The organism is Streptobacillus notomytis (genome assembly GCF_001902585.1).
Classification (GTDB): domain Bacteria; phylum Fusobacteriota; class Fusobacteriia; order Fusobacteriales; family Leptotrichiaceae; genus Streptobacillus; species Streptobacillus notomytis.
The window spans coordinates 1-14,310 of sequence record NZ_LKKV01000091.1; the positions used below are offsets into that span (position 1 = coordinate 1).

Genomic DNA, 14,310 nt, shown 5'->3' on the forward strand with positions numbered 1-14,310 from the left:
TATAGCTGATGCAATAAGATAAAATTTTGAGGAGTAATGTATGAGAAAAAATAAATTATTAATTATACTATTAAGTTTATCTATTTTTAGTATTATTTCATATGTATATGTAAATTACAAGATTAATAATCCTATTCTTTCAAGTGAAAATAGTATGAATGGTGAAACAAAATATCTAGATATTTACATGTATGATAAAAAAACTAAAGAATACAAACATTTAGAGGTTGAAGCTGATTTTAATGTTGTTGATGAAGGTGATTATGTTAATGCAATAATTAAGAATTCTAGTTTCTATAAATTAAATGATAACTATAAATTTCTAGCTGCATATTCACTTAAATATGAAGGGAAAAGTATATTAATAATAAAAATAAACAATTATTTTAGTAAATTAAATAGCGAATCTATACAAACTTTTATTAATTCAGTCAAATATACTCTTAAGGAAAATTTTAAAAATTACCATGAAATAAATGTGGAAATAGATGCAAATTAAGGAGAGTTTATGTATAACTTAGATGAAATTCATGAAGAATTGAAAAGATTAGTAACTGAAAAAAGATACAATCACATTGTAAGAGTTAGAAATAAAGCTGTAGAACTTGCAAAAAGATATAATGCACCAACTGATATTGTAGAGGTTGGTGCTTTATTGCATGATATAGCTAAATATTTTGATGATGAAAAAGCCTACTCTATTATTGAAGATGAATATAAAAATATTTTTGAAAATGGATTTAAAATTAATCAAATATTACATGGTTTTGCTGCTGCTTCTTATGCTCAAAAAAGATTCAATATTACGGATAAATTAATACTTGATTCTTTAAGATATCATACTATAGGTCGTGAAGATATGACTTTAGTTGATAAAATAGTATATATTGCTGATGCAATTGAAGATGGTAGAAATTATCCTAACGTTGACCTTATTAGAAAAGAGGCACTTAAAGATTTAGATTCTGCTATACTTATGGAGATTAATTTCAAATTACATTATTTAATTAATAAAAACATGATTATACATCCAAATACTATTTTATTAAGAAATAAATTAATAAAAAAAGGTGAATAAATGAATAAAATTTTTGAAAGTAAGTTTATATGTAAAAACAAAAGAATTGCTTTTGCGTATACTGAAAATAATGAAAAAGTTTTAATTAGAGATTTAAATTTTAACAATGCTTTTGATGGTGATACTGTAATGGTTGAGATAATAGATGATGAAAAACTTATAGGTAAGGTTAATGAAATAATAAAAAGACAAGATAAACCATATTTTGGTCACGTTATATTATGTAAAAGAAATAAATATATAATTAGATTAAATAGAAGTGATTTAATCGTAACAGCTTCTACTAATAGTATAAAAATTAAAAATGGCGATATATTAAGCTTTAATATTAATTATAATACATTAAATAAAGACGATATTAAAGTTAACATTATTAATAATTTTGGAAATATTAATAATTCAAATGATATATTAAATTCTCTACTCTACTCTTCTAATATTCCTAGAGGTTTTTCTTCTGATATAAAAAAAGAGGCTATAGAAATTAAAAGACCTAATATAGATGAAGAACTAAAATATAGAATAGATTTACGTACTCAAAATACTATTACGATAGATGATATAACTGCAAAAGATTTAGATGATGCTATTTATCTTGAAAAAGAAGGTAATTACTACACTCTATATGTAAGTATAGCTGATGTTTCATACTTTGTTAAGGAATATTCAAAAATCGATTTAGAGGCAGCAAAAAGAGGTAATAGCATATATTTAGCAGAACAGGTTATACCTATGTTACCAAAAAAATTGTCAAATAATTTATGTTCATTAAATCCTGATGAAGATAAATTGACTTTTACAGTGAAAATTAAATATGATTTAAATGGTAAACTAATTGAAAGCGACTTCTTTAAATCTGTTATTAAATCTCATCATAGGCTAAATTATAATGAAGTAAATGAAATGTTTGAGAATAATAATAAGACTTTTCCTATGTTATGGGATATGTTAGAACTTTCTAAAATATTAAGAAAACAAAAAAATCAAAAAGGAATGATTAACTTCAATATTCCTGAAATAAAATTAATACTTAATGAAAATGGCGAAATAGAAGAAATTTCTAAAAGAATATCAGGTCTATCTCAAGAATTAATAGAAGATTTTATGGTAGCTGCAAATGAAGCTGTTGCTGAATATCTATATTGGCAAAATAGCCCTGCTATTTATAGAATACATGAAGCCCCTGAAATTGATGTTTTAAGAAACTTAAATCAAAAACTTAATATATTAGGATATAATATTAATAATATAACTGATATACATCCTGGTAAAGTATCTAAAATAATAGATAAAAGTTTTAACGATGAAAATTCATATCTAATTCATAAAACTATACTTCAAGCTATGAAAAGAGCCAAATATATGAATGAAAATAAAGGACATTTTGGTTTAGCATTAGATAATTATCTACACTTCACATCACCGATAAGAAGATATTCTGATTTAATAGTACATAGAATGCTACACTTTACATTGACTAATAAAAAATTATCAACTAAATACATTGATATTAAAAAAGAAGAATATAAAATGATAGCTGAGCATATATCTAAAACAGAAAGAATTGCTGAAAAGTTAGAAAAAGATTCTATTAAATTAAAATTATTAGATTATATGAAAAAACATTTAAATGAAGTATTTGAGGCAAGAATATCGGGTATAATTAGAGGTAAGTTATTCTTTCAGTTAGATAATTTAATAGAAACTGTATTTTATGACAATATTAGTGATAAATACATTATAGATAACAATCTTTTAATAGATAATAAAGGTAATAAGTTTAATATTGGTGATAAAATGAAAATTAAAATTATTAAATTAGACTATGAAAGAATAGAAATTATTTCGGAGGTATTATAATGAAAATTTTAGCAAATAATAAAAAAGCTTATTTTGATTACTTTATCGAAAATGAATATGTTGCTGGAATTGAATTAAAAGGAACTGAAGTTAAATCAATTAAACTTGGTAAGGTTAGCATAAAAGAAAGTTTTGTTAGAATAATAAAAAATGAAGTTTGGATACTTGGAATGTTCGTTTCACAATATGCTTTTGGAAATATATATAATGTGAATGAAACTAGAGTAAGAAAGTTATTATTAAATAAAAGAGAAATAAAAAAATTAGCTGAAAAGGTTAAAGAACAAGGATACACTATAGTTCCATTACTTGTATTTAATCATGAAGGTTTAATTAAGGTTAAAATAGCTACTGCTCGTGGTAAAAAGAATTATGACAAACGTGAAAGTATCAAACAACGTGATATATCAAGAGATATAAGGAAAAATTTCTAAATAAAAAGGTATTGTATTAAATACAATACCTTTATTTTTTAATTCTTAATTACATACTCAAATGCACTTAAAGCAGCTTTTGCTCCTTCTCCCATAGCTATTATTATTTGCTTATGTTTTGTATTAGTACAATCACCTGCAGCAAAAATACCTGGAATTGAAGTCATGTTCATTTCATCTATCAATATTTCACCAGCTTTATTAGTTTCAACAATATCTTTTACTAAATCTGAGTTTGCACTCAATCCTATTTCTACAAATAACCCATCAATTTTTAATTCAAATTCATCTGAATTATTTCTATTTCTTAACTTAGCAGCTTCTGCATAATCATTTCCAATAATTTCTGTTACTGCTGTTGATAAATATATTTTTACATTTTCTAAAGTAGATAATCTATCTTGTAAAACTTTATCTGCTTTTAATTCATCCATATACTCTACTAATACAACACTTTTAGCTATATTAGAAATTTCTATAGTAGCCTCTACTCCTGAATTTCCACCACCAACAATAATTACATCTTTATTTCTATAGAATGGTCCATCACAAGTTGAACAATAATGAACTCCTCTACCTGTATATTCTTTTTCTCCAGGTATACCAAGTTGTCTCCATTTAGCTCCTGTTGCTATTATTATAGTCTTAGTTAATACTTCTTTATTGTCATCTGTAATAACCTTTTTTAGATTATTATCATTGATAATTTCTTTTACTCTATGTCCTTTATAGAAATAAACTTCATATTCAGCCATATGTTTTTCTAATTCTGTTGCATAATCAAAACCATTTGTTAAAGGAACCCCGATAATATTTTCTATTTCATTTGTATCTAAAATTTGTCCACCTATATCTTCTCCTATCATAGCAGTTTTTAATCCTTTTCTTACTGCATATATAGCTGCTGAAACTGCGGCTGGACCTGCACCCACAATAATAGTATCGTAAATAATTGTTTCGTCAAATTTTAAAATTTTACTCATTTTTCCTCCATTATTTTATAATTTTAACTATTTTTTTCTTACCACAACGGACTATAGTTTCTTCTTTCAAATTAACTATTTCATTAATATCTTTTATTGTAAAATCATTAACCTTCATAGCTCCTTGCTCTATAAGTCTTCTACCCTCACTATTTGATGAAATGAAATTAATTTTAGATAGTAATTCTAATGCAGATAGTTCGTTTTCAATCAATTTGATTTCTGGCAATTCAACATTTAAGTTTCTATTACTAAATACGTTCTCAAACCAAAGTTTAGATTCATGAGCTATTTGTTCACCATAATATTCTTTTACTAATTCATATCCTAATCTTTTTTTACATTCCATTGGATGTTGTGTTTTAAGCATCTCTTTTATATCATCTAATTCTAAATCTGTAATCATTTCATAATAATTTAACATTAATTCATCAGAAATTGACATAATTTTACCGAACATATCATTAGGACTATCTTGTATAGAGATATAATTACCTAATGATTTAGACATTTTTTCTACTCCATCTAATCCAACTAATATAGGCATTATCATACAAATTTGTTGTTCTTGATTGAAATTTTTTTGTAAGTCTCTACCTCTTAGTAAATTAAATTTTTGTTCTGTTGCACCTAATTCAACATCTGCTTCTAAAGCAACTGAATCATATCCTTGTAATATAGGGTAAGTAAATTCAATTAAAGATACAGGTTGATTATTTGATAATCTCTTAGAAAAATCTTCCCTTTGTATCATTTGTGAAACTGTGAACATTGATAAAAGCTTTAAAACCTCTTCTAATGTTAATTTTTCTAACCATTCATGATTATATACAACCTTTATTTTATCAAGATTTAATATTAATTTAACTTGTTCTAAATATGTTCTAATATTTTCTTTTATAGTTTCAAAACTTAACATTTTTCTAGTTTCAGATTTACCTGTTGGATCTCCTATTCTAGCTGTAAATGTTCCAATTAAGAAATTTACTTCATGTCCTAAATCTTGAAATTGTTTTAATTTTCTAATAGGTATAGCATGACCTATATGTAGTTCTGAACCAGTTGGATCTATTCCAAGTTTAACTTTCAAAGGTTTATTATTTTTAATTGAATTTTCTAATTTCTTCTTAAATTCTTCTTCACTTATTATTTCTTCACAGCCTCTTTTAAGTATTTTGAATTGTCTTTCTACTTCTTTTTTTATTTCTAATTCCGACATAATTACTCCTATCCACTATTTCTAAGTCCTGTTGCAATTCCATTAATGCTGGTATGTATAGCTTTATTTATTTCTTCTGTATTATTCCCAGATCTTCCTTGCTTTATTAATTCGATTTGTAAATAATTTAATGCATTAAAGTAAGGTAATCTATTCTTTAAACTTAGTGTAAGCATTTCATTATCTTCTAATAAATAATTAATTTCAGTAATTTCTTTTAGTAAATTAAAAGTTAAAATCCATTCATCATTGATCATATTAAATATTTTGTTTGCTAACTCTTTATTTTTAACAAGACTTGAATATTCTTTAGCTATGCTCATATCCGTTTTAGAAAGAACCATTTCTAAATTAGAAAGTAAAGCTTTAAAAAACGGCCAATTTTTATACATTGATTTTAAAGTTTTTAACCCATCGTTTTCTTTAATCCAATTACTAAATGATGTACCTACTCCATACCAGCCTGGAAGCATAACTCTTGTTTGTGACCAAGAAAATACCCACGGAATAGCTCTTAATCCCTCAATATCTAAAGTTTTCTTTCTTGAAGAAGGTCTAGAACCAATATTTAATGAAGAAACTTCATTTATTGGAGTAGATTCAAAGAAGTATTCAGAAAATCCTTCAGTTTCATAAACTAAATTTCTATATTTTTTATAACTAATATTTGATATTTGCTCCATGATATTTTCATATTCTTCTATATCTTTAGATTCATCTTTTAATGATTTTTCCAAAGTAGCAGACAATAATGCTTCTAAGTTGAATTTACCTAAATCTAAATTACCGTATTTTGCTCCTATTACTTCTCCTTGCTCAGTAAGTCTTATTTTACCAAGAATAGATCCACTAGGTTGTGAAAGTATAGCTTCATAACTAGGTCCACCTCCACGACCGACTGTTCCTCCACGTCCATGGAAAAAATTAAGTTTAACATTATATTTTTTTGCTAATCGTACTAATTCTTTTTGAGCTTTATATAAATGCCAACTTGATGTTATATATCCCCCATCTTTATTACTATCTGAATAGCCTAACATTATTTCTTGACTACCATTGTTATTTAATATATCAATTTCAAACCAAGTTTCCATTATTTTTTCAGAGTTTTTTAAATCTTCTATGCTCTCAAATAATGGCGAAATATTTACTTTTTTTTCTAAATCAAATTCTTTTAATAAAAGTACAAGCTCTAACATATCTGATATTTCAACTGTATGAGAAATAATATTTTGTTTAATTATATCTTTTCCAAAAATATTTATTAATTTTTTCATAGTGTCAAATATCTTTAATTCTTTTTCTAATATCTCAGATTTTTTACAATTTACAGAACTTAATTTTCTTGGTTCATTTTCTATTTGATTTATCAATATATTACATTTTTCTTCTTCTGTTAAATTTGAATAATTATCAGTTATCTTTGCTATATTTAATAATTCATTTATACAACATTCATATACACTTGAATCTTGTCTTAAATCTATAGATGATAAATGGTATCCAAATACTTTTACTGCCTCAATCAATTCATCAAGTCTACCATATGCAAGTATTTCATCACTATAAACCTCTACTGATTTTCTTATAATTAATAAATCTTTCAATAATTCTTTTGAATTATAATATGAATCATATGGTAATTCCAGCTTTTCTTCTAATAATTTAATTTTTACTTCTTGTAAATTATCTATAATATATGAAATAGCCAACCTATATGGTTCATATATTCTATGCTCTGAACTATCTTTTGAAAGTTTAACAAGTTCTTTTAATTCATCACTATATTCATTTTTTAAACTAGAAATAGAAAATTCTCTATATAGTATTTTTAATTCAGAAATATAGAATTCTAGTGCAGTTTCAACCTGTGAATAAGTTGCATTTAAAAGTGTTTCTTCAGTAACAAATGGATTGCCATCTCTATCTCCACCTATCCATGTTCCCATTAATATAGGGGTATATGAATTAGAAAATATTCCTATTTTTTTAGCAAGTTCCTTAAACTTAATATTAATTTTAGGAATAGCCTTTAAGAATGTTGAATTATAGTAACTTAGTGAATTTGTAATTTCATTACTTACTCTTAATTTAGAACTTCTTAGTATATCTGTTCTCCATAACAAATTAATATTTTTTCTTAATTCATTCATCCATTCATTTTCATCTAATAAATTATGCTCAACTAATTCTCTTTTTTCTAATATATCATATATATTTTGTGTTAAATCTAAAATAGATTTTCTTTGCACTTGAGTTGGATGTGCTGTTAAAACAGGGACAATCCTAATATTTGAAAATACTTCCATTAAATTTTCTTTATTTATATTAACTAAATTCAAATTATCTAACATACCTTCTGTATAATTCTTAGTTATAGTATTGTATTTTAATATTTTGGATTGATACACATCTTCAACTATATTTATTAAAAGTGGTAATAGAGTTAAAAGTCTTACAACATTAGGTTCTATTTTTTCAATATTTTTAAAATGTTTTTCATTATCTAAAATAGAATCTATATCTATATTAGGTTCTATTTCTGATAAAATATTTTTTATAATATTAATCTCTTTGTTTATCCATTCTTTATTTAACTTTATTTCATTATCTGGTTTTAATATAATTGAATCCATTGTAACCTCACATTATTTTCTTTTTTTCTTGCTATCTCCATTCTTTGATCTACTTTTTTTATTTGATCCATTTCCAGATTTATCAGAATTAGCAACTTCAACCATAGGTTTATTATTTTTTGAAGTATTTTTATTAAATATTTTCATTATTATCTCTGCTTCGTCTAATGGTACTGTAATAAATGAGAAATTTGGCATAACTTTTACATCTTTAATCTTTCTACCTGGTACTTTTGTTTTTTCATGTATAAGTTTTAATAATTTATTTACATTTAATCCATCTTTTTCACCAAGGGCTATAAATAATCTTGTATTATCTTTGAGTTGAACTTGTACATTTCTTATTTTACTATAACTTTCAGGTATAAATTCATCATCATATATATGTCTTAATAAAGAAGCTACTGCTGCTTCAGTATTTTTACCTTTTAATAACTTATTAGCTAAATCTAAGTATAATTTATAATCATTTTCTAACATTATTTCTTCTACAGATGCAATTAATAATTCTTCTTTTGCATTAATAATATCTTCAACATTTGGTATATTTTCTTTCTTTATATCAGATTTAGTTTCTCTTTTTATTTGTGCTAATTTTCTTGATTCTTGAGGTGTTACAAATGTAATCGCAATACCTTTATTTCCAGCTCTACCTGTTCTACCTATTCTATGAACATAAGAATCTGATTCTTGTGGTATAGAATAATTAATAACATGTGTTAAGTTACTTACATCTATTCCACGTGCTGCAACATCTGTAGCAACTAAGATATTTAATACTTTATTTTTAAATAAATCTAATGTTTTTTCTCTTAAACCTTGAGTTATATCTCCATGTATTGCTTCTGCATCATAATTTCTTGATTTTAATTTATTAGTAACTTCATCAACTTCTGATTTTGTTCTACAAAATACTATTCCATAAAAATCTGGTTTATAATCTAAAACTCTACATAAAGCTTCAAATTTATCTTCTCTTCTTACTTCGAAATATATTTGTTCAGTTAAATGTGTTGTTAACTCCTTTTTTTGAACTTTTAATATCTTATGTTCAGGCATAAATCTCTTAGCAATAGCAAGTATAGGCTTTGGTATAGTTGCAGAGAAAAATAGCATTTTTTTATCTTCATTTGTTCTTTCTAATATTAATTCTATATCTTCAATAAATCCCATATTTAACATTTCATCTGCTTCATCTAATACAAAATATTCTAATTCATTTAATTTTAAAGCACCTTTATTAATCATATCAATAACACGCCCAGGTGTACCTACAACAATATCAACACCTTTTTTTAAATTTCTAATTTGGTTTTCAATCGAAGCTCCACCGTATACAGCTAATACTTTAACATCTTTTTTACCCTTTAGTGAATATATCTCATCACTAACTTGATTTGCTAATTCTCTTGTAGGTGCAAGTATTAACGCTTTAACCTTTTTTGTTGGTATTATATTCTCCAATATTGGTATTGAAAATGCAGCAGTTTTACCTGTACCTGTTTGAGCTTGACCTATTAAATGAGTCTCCTCCTTTAATAATTCTGGAATAACTAATGCTTGTATTTCACTTGGTGAAACAAACCCCTTTTTTTCTAATGCTTCTAACATTTCATTACTTAAATTGTAATCTTTAAAATTCATTCGTACCTTCTTTCTTAAAATCTTTAGGATATTCTAATAGAAACTTTCCTAACTTACCTATCCTATAATCCTTGAGTAATCTTCTTGAGATTAACTCATAACTAAAGCTTTCACTTTTATATATACCTAACCTTTTTTCTAATAACCCAAATATTTCAACATTTGTTTTATTAAATAAAGTCTTTTCATCTAAATTATATGAATTTACTAAATTGTCAATTATATCTTGTCCTTTCATAATATCCAATAATTTATTTGAAACTTCTTCTAATGGAAGTATATCATCTCTAATAGATCCTGTTATTGCTAAGTTAAAAGATATAATATTATCTTCAAACTTAGGCCATAAAACTCCTGGTGTATCTAATAATTCAAATTTATCATCAACAGTTATCCATTGTTTTCCTCTTGTAAATCCAGGTTTATTTCCAACTTTTGCTTTATTTTTGTTTGAAAATTTATTAATAAACTTAGATTTACCCACATTAGGAATACCGACTATCATTGCTCTAACAACAGTCTTTCTTAATCCTTTTTTCTTCATTTTTTCAAGTTTTTCATCATATATACTATTGACTATTTTTCTAAGTTCATTAAAATTTTTGTTTTTTTCAACACTTATAGCTAAAAAATGATGTGATATTTTATTTTCAATAAAATATTTTTCCCATTCTTTTAATTTAGTTTCATCAACTAAATCCGTTTTATTTAATGCAACTACTCTTAACTTATTTTTAGCTAAATACTCTATATCTGGATTTTTACTTGAGATTGGTATTCTAGCATCTAATATTTCAATAACTAAATCTACGATTTTTAAATTTTCAACTATCATTTCTTTAGTTTTTTTCATATGACCGGGATACCAGTTAATCATCACACTCATTTTCTTCTCCACTTGCTATAAAAAGTACTATTTCACCTTTTATATTTCTTTTTTCTAATTTCTCTATTAACTCGCTAGTTTTACCTCTTAAAATTTCTTCGTAAATTTTTGTTAATTCACGAGTTATTACTACATATCTATCCCCTAAATATGTTTGTATATCCTTTAAAGTCTTAACAATTCTATTTGGAGATTCAAGAATAATAATAGCTCTTTCTTCTTTTTGAAGTTTTAAAAATAAAGTCTGTCTACCTTTCTTTTTAGGCAAAAAACCTTCATATGCCATACGTCTTGTATCTATACCTGCTATTGAAGCACCTGTAGTAATTGATGATGGACCAGGAATTGCAGTTACTTTAATATTTTCTTTTAACGCCGCATCTACCAATTCATATCCAGGATCTGATATACAAGGCATACCAGCATCAGTAACTATTGCTACATTTTTATCATCTTTTAAAAGTTTAATTATATTTTCAATTTGGAATTGCTTATTATGTTCATGATATTGGTAAACCTTAGTATCAATTTCATAGTGATTTAACAATCTTTTTGTTATTCTTGTATCTTCTGCAAAAATATATTCAACTTCTTTTAAAGTTCTAACTGCTCTAAAGGTTATATCTTCTAAATTACCTATAGGTGTTCCTACTATATATAACATAAATCCTCTATTTCTTTTTATTATTTTCTTCTAATATTTGATCTTTTTTTGTTTTTCTATCTGATTTATCATTTTCTTTTTTATCAGACACAACTTTTTCTCCTAATAAAAGTTTTACTGCAGCATTAAATTGTCTATCACCTTCTTTAATTATTTCAGCAGCTTTTTCTTTACCTTCTATTTCCTCTAATAATTTAACAATTTCCTTTTTTCTATTTTCCTTTGCTTCTTTTGTTTCTGTTGTATAACCTTTATCAGCTAATAAAGGATTCATTTTAATATATATATTTGGTTCTATACCATGTTTATTAATATTATTATTTTTAGGAGTAGAATATTCAGCTATTGTTAATTTTAATGCATCATTTTCATTTTTAAATGGATATATTACCTGAACTACACCCTTACCATATGTTGTTTCACCTATTATTGTAGCTCTTTCATAATCTTTTAATGCCCCTGTAACAATCTCAGAAGCAGATGCAGAGCCTTTATTTACAAGTACAACCATTTCTCCTTTAAATATTTGTTCTCCAACTCTTGTATACTGTTTATCTATACCTGATTTATTTTTTAAAGAAACTATTAAATCATTTGGAACAAATAATGAAACTATTTCCACTGCTTCTGAAAGAGATCCTCCAGGATTAGTTCTTAAATCAAAGATTAATTTTTTCATACCTTGCTTATTTAACTCTATCAAAGCTTGTTTTATTTCTTCACCAACAGTACTTCCAAATTGTAATAATGATATATATCCTATTTTATTTTCATTGTCATACATTTTATACTCAACATTATCAAGTTTAATTTTTGCTCTTGTTAATGTAATTTTAAGTGGTTTTTTAAGACCACGTCTATAAACTTCAAGTTTAACTTTAGTGCTTTCAGTCCCTCTTAATTTTTTTGAAGCTTCTATTGATGTAAGATCAATAATATCTTCATCATCTATTTTAGTAATTATATCTCCTATTTGTATCCCAGCTTTAAATGCTGGTCCACCTATAAATGGAGAACTTACTTCTAGATAATCACCTTTTTCTTTTCTTATTGCCATACCAACACCTACATAAACTCCATCTAAATCTTGATTAAGTTCTGTAATTTCTTTTTCACTCAAATATTCAGAATATGGATCTTTTAAACTTTTAACTATTCCACGAATTGCAGCCTCATAAAGTTTGTCTTTATCAACTTCTTCTGAACCTACCCATGCTTCATTAATATAATTTATTGTTTGAATAATTTTATTTATATTTTTTAAATCTACTGTAGCATTTGCTCTTTGTGCAGCTGAAACTTCTTTTTTCTTAACTTCAGAATATGTTATACATCCAAATAAACCTATTAAAAACACTGTTAATAAATGTTTTTTATTTATTTTCATAAATTTCTCCTTTTCGTATAAATTAAAAATTCTTTATTTCCCTTACTTCCAAGTATTGGAGATTCAATTACATCTAATATTTTATAATTAAATTTTTTAAAAGAATCTATTACTTTTTTAATTGCCTCATCATGATACTTTTCATCAACTACTATTCCATTTTTTGATATTTTTTCTCTACCAACCTCAAATTGAGGTTTAATTAAAGAAATTATTTGAGTTCCTTCCTTTGAAAATTTTTCAAAAAAAGGAATGACTTTAGTCAAAGAAATAAATGAAACATCTATTACTATATAATCGACTTTTTCTTGAATTTCAAGATCTTTAATATGGATTTGTTCAAGTGAAACTACTCTATTATCGGTTCTTAATTTATAATCTAATTGATTAGTTCCAACATCATTTGCCAATACTCTAATTGCACCATTTTGTAATGCACAATCTGTGAAACCACCAGTAGATGCCCCTATATCTAAAACAACTTTGTTTTTAAAATCTAAATTCCAATACATTATAGCCTTTTCAAGTTTTAATCCTCCTCGACTAACATACTTTAATTTATTTTTTATTCTGACATCTTTAATATTTTCTTGTTTGAATTGAGTTCCAGGTTTAGTTTCTATTTTATCATTTATAATAACATTTCCTATCATAATTTCTCTTTTTGCTTTTTCTCTAGTATCAAAATATCCAAGTTCTACTAAAAACACATCTAACCTTTTTTTCATAATTATGATAATAAGTATCCTTTCATTAAAAATGATATCACTATACCAAGTATTGCCCCAGCTAATACTTCTAATGGAGTATGTCCTAAGAATTCTTTGAGTTGCTTAATTTCTTCTTTATATAAAAATCTTTTTTCTTCAATAATTGAATTTAATATTTTTGCATGTTTCCCTGCTTCCTGTCTTATTCCAGTAGCATCATACATAGTTACTAACGAAAAAACAAATGCAATTGCAAACTCTAATGTTGAAAATCCTCTCACTATTCCAACAGAAAAACATAATGAAACTGTAGAAGATGAATGTGAACTCGGCATTCCTCCAGTAGAAAATAGTCTTGTAAAATCTACTCTTTTTTTAAAAAATACTGGAGAAAGACATTTATATATTTGTGCAGTAAAAGCTGAAATAAATACAACATCAAGTATTTTATTACCTAAAATAAATCCATTATTCATTGATTTCACGCCGCTTTTTTTTAAACTCAATAAATTCTCTTGTTATTTCCCCAACCTTATTTTTATCTCTTTTTTCTTTAAAAAATATCATTATTTTACCAACTGAACCAACAAAAATACAATTAGCTTTTAATTCAATCTCATTTATTAATTCCATATTAACATCTTCTAAACTATTTTGTAGTAACTTAACTTTCATTAATTCATTTTTTTTAATATATGTTCTAATACTTTCAATAACTGTATAAGTTAAACCTTCTTTACCTACTCTAACAACAGGTTCTAATCCATGTGCCTTTTTTCTTAAAAAATTTCTTTCTTTACTATTCATTT

General features: G+C 25.2%; 14 protein-coding genes. 4 read left to right on the forward strand and 10 right to left on the reverse strand.

Features of this window, described 5'->3' with window-relative positions; translation table 11 throughout:
* Window positions 1–40: 40 nt before the first annotated feature.
* Genes BUE91_RS04745 through smpB form a run of 4 tightly spaced genes read left to right on the forward strand, consistent with a single transcriptional unit; the run spans window position 41 to window position 3,372 of the window.
* Window positions 41–499: a hypothetical protein gene (locus tag BUE91_RS04745; RefSeq protein WP_073508118.1), complete on the forward strand. Its 459-nt coding sequence runs from the start codon at window positions 41–43 to the stop codon at window positions 497–499.
* 9 nt (window positions 500–508) lie between these two features.
* Window positions 509–1,078: a bis(5'-nucleosyl)-tetraphosphatase (symmetrical) YqeK gene (gene yqeK / locus BUE91_RS04750; protein ID WP_073508119.1), complete on the forward strand. Its 570-nt coding sequence runs from the start codon at window positions 509–511 to the stop codon at window positions 1,076–1,078.
* Complete coding sequence (locus BUE91_RS04755; RefSeq protein WP_073508120.1) at window positions 1,079–2,938, forward strand: ribonuclease R family protein; 1,860 nt, start codon at window positions 1,079–1,081, stop codon at window positions 2,936–2,938. It abuts the gene before it with no gap.
* Window positions 2,938–3,372: an SsrA-binding protein SmpB gene (gene smpB, locus BUE91_RS04760; protein ID WP_066900887.1), complete on the forward strand. Its 435-nt coding sequence runs from the start codon at window positions 2,938–2,940 to the stop codon at window positions 3,370–3,372. Before BUE91_RS04755 ends, smpB begins: the two co-directional genes overlap by 1 nt.
* Before the next feature lie 38 nt (window positions 3,373–3,410).
* Here the strand turns inward: smpB and BUE91_RS04765 are convergent, their stop codons facing one another.
* The 10 genes from BUE91_RS04765 to BUE91_RS04810 are packed head-to-tail and all read right to left on the reverse strand — an operon-like array spanning window position 3,411 to window position 14,308.
* The gene (locus tag BUE91_RS04765) at window positions 3,411–4,355 is read right to left on the reverse strand and encodes an FAD-dependent oxidoreductase (protein WP_066900889.1); all 945 of its coding nucleotides are present in this window, start codon (window positions 4,353–4,355) and stop codon (window positions 3,411–3,413) included.
* Window positions 4,356–4,365: 10 nt separating this feature from the next.
* The gene (tyrS, locus tag BUE91_RS04770) at window positions 4,366–5,574 is read right to left on the reverse strand and encodes a tyrosine--tRNA ligase (RefSeq protein WP_066900891.1); all 1,209 of its coding nucleotides are present in this window, start codon (window positions 5,572–5,574) and stop codon (window positions 4,366–4,368) included.
* 8 nt (window positions 5,575–5,582) lie between these two features.
* Window positions 5,583–8,210, reverse strand: a complete 2,628-nt coding sequence (gene ppc / locus BUE91_RS04775) for a phosphoenolpyruvate carboxylase (protein WP_073508121.1) — start codon at window positions 8,208–8,210, stop codon at window positions 5,583–5,585.
* Between the two features lie 12 nt (window positions 8,211–8,222).
* Window positions 8,223–9,854, reverse strand: a complete 1,632-nt coding sequence (locus tag BUE91_RS04780) for a DEAD/DEAH box helicase (RefSeq protein ID WP_073508122.1) — start codon at window positions 9,852–9,854, stop codon at window positions 8,223–8,225.
* Window positions 9,844–10,740 (reverse strand): ribosome biogenesis GTPase YlqF, encoded by an 897-nt coding sequence (gene ylqF, locus BUE91_RS04785; RefSeq protein WP_073508123.1) that lies wholly within the window; start codon window positions 10,738–10,740, stop codon window positions 9,844–9,846. Before ylqF ends, BUE91_RS04780 begins: the two co-directional genes overlap by 11 nt.
* A complete protein-coding gene (gene rsmI / locus BUE91_RS04790; protein ID WP_066900898.1) occupies window positions 10,724–11,404 on the reverse strand; it encodes a 16S rRNA (cytidine(1402)-2'-O)-methyltransferase in 681 nt (226 codons plus the stop codon). The genes ylqF and rsmI overlap by 17 nt, the downstream gene beginning before the upstream one ends.
* A 7-nt stretch (window positions 11,405–11,411) precedes the next feature.
* A complete protein-coding gene (locus BUE91_RS04795) occupies window positions 11,412–12,791 on the reverse strand; it encodes a S41 family peptidase (protein WP_073508124.1) in 1,380 nt (459 codons plus the stop codon).
* Window positions 12,788–13,519 (reverse strand): TlyA family RNA methyltransferase, encoded by a 732-nt coding sequence (locus tag BUE91_RS04800; RefSeq protein ID WP_073508125.1) that lies wholly within the window; start codon window positions 13,517–13,519, stop codon window positions 12,788–12,790. The genes BUE91_RS04795 and BUE91_RS04800 overlap by 4 nt, the downstream gene beginning before the upstream one ends.
* A gap of 2 nt (window positions 13,520–13,521) precedes the next feature.
* On the reverse strand, window positions 13,522–13,977 hold the full coding sequence (locus BUE91_RS04805; RefSeq protein ID WP_066900963.1) for a divergent PAP2 family protein: 456 nt from the start codon (window positions 13,975–13,977) through the stop codon (window positions 13,522–13,524).
* Window positions 13,970–14,308 carry a YhbY family RNA-binding protein gene (locus BUE91_RS04810; RefSeq protein WP_073508126.1) on the reverse strand — a complete coding sequence of 113 codons (339 nt, stop codon included), beginning with the start codon at window positions 14,306–14,308 and terminating at the stop codon, window positions 13,970–13,972. Before BUE91_RS04810 ends, BUE91_RS04805 begins: the two co-directional genes overlap by 8 nt.
* Between the last annotated feature and the right edge of the window lie 2 nt (window positions 14,309–14,310).

Excerpts from the sequence above, each read along its gene's own strand:
- BUE91_RS04745 (WP_073508118.1), top strand. The coding sequence starts at position 41 with ATGAGAAAAAATAAATTATTAATTATACTATTAAGTTTATCTATTTTT.
- yqeK (WP_073508119.1), top strand. The coding sequence starts at position 509 with ATGTATAACTTAGATGAAATTCATGAAGAATTGAAAAGATTAGTAACT.
- BUE91_RS04755 (WP_073508120.1), top strand. The coding sequence starts at position 1,079 with ATGAATAAAATTTTTGAAAGTAAGTTTATATGTAAAAACAAAAGAATT.
- smpB (WP_066900887.1), top strand. The coding sequence starts at position 2,938 with ATGAAAATTTTAGCAAATAATAAAAAAGCTTATTTTGATTACTTTATC.
- BUE91_RS04765 (WP_066900889.1), bottom strand. The coding sequence starts at position 4,355 with ATGAGTAAAATTTTAAAATTTGACGAAACAATTATTTACGATACTATT.
- tyrS (WP_066900891.1), bottom strand. The coding sequence starts at position 5,574 with ATGTCGGAATTAGAAATAAAAAAAGAAGTAGAAAGACAATTCAAAATA.
- ppc (WP_073508121.1), bottom strand. The coding sequence starts at position 8,210 with ATGGATTCAATTATATTAAAACCAGATAATGAAATAAAGTTAAATAAA.
- BUE91_RS04780 (WP_073508122.1), bottom strand. The coding sequence starts at position 9,854 with ATGAATTTTAAAGATTACAATTTAAGTAATGAAATGTTAGAAGCATTA.
- ylqF (WP_073508123.1), bottom strand. The coding sequence starts at position 10,740 with ATGAGTGTGATGATTAACTGGTATCCCGGTCATATGAAAAAAACTAAA.
- rsmI (WP_066900898.1), bottom strand. The coding sequence starts at position 11,404 with ATGTTATATATAGTAGGAACACCTATAGGTAATTTAGAAGATATAACC.
- BUE91_RS04795 (WP_073508124.1), bottom strand. The coding sequence starts at position 12,791 with ATGAAAATAAATAAAAAACATTTATTAACAGTGTTTTTAATAGGTTTA.
- BUE91_RS04800 (WP_073508125.1), bottom strand. The coding sequence starts at position 13,519 with ATGAAAAAAAGGTTAGATGTGTTTTTAGTAGAACTTGGATATTTTGAT.
- BUE91_RS04805 (WP_066900963.1), bottom strand. The coding sequence starts at position 13,977 with ATGAATAATGGATTTATTTTAGGTAATAAAATACTTGATGTTGTATTT.
- BUE91_RS04810 (WP_073508126.1), bottom strand. The coding sequence starts at position 14,308 with ATGAATAGTAAAGAAAGAAATTTTTTAAGAAAAAAGGCACATGGATTA.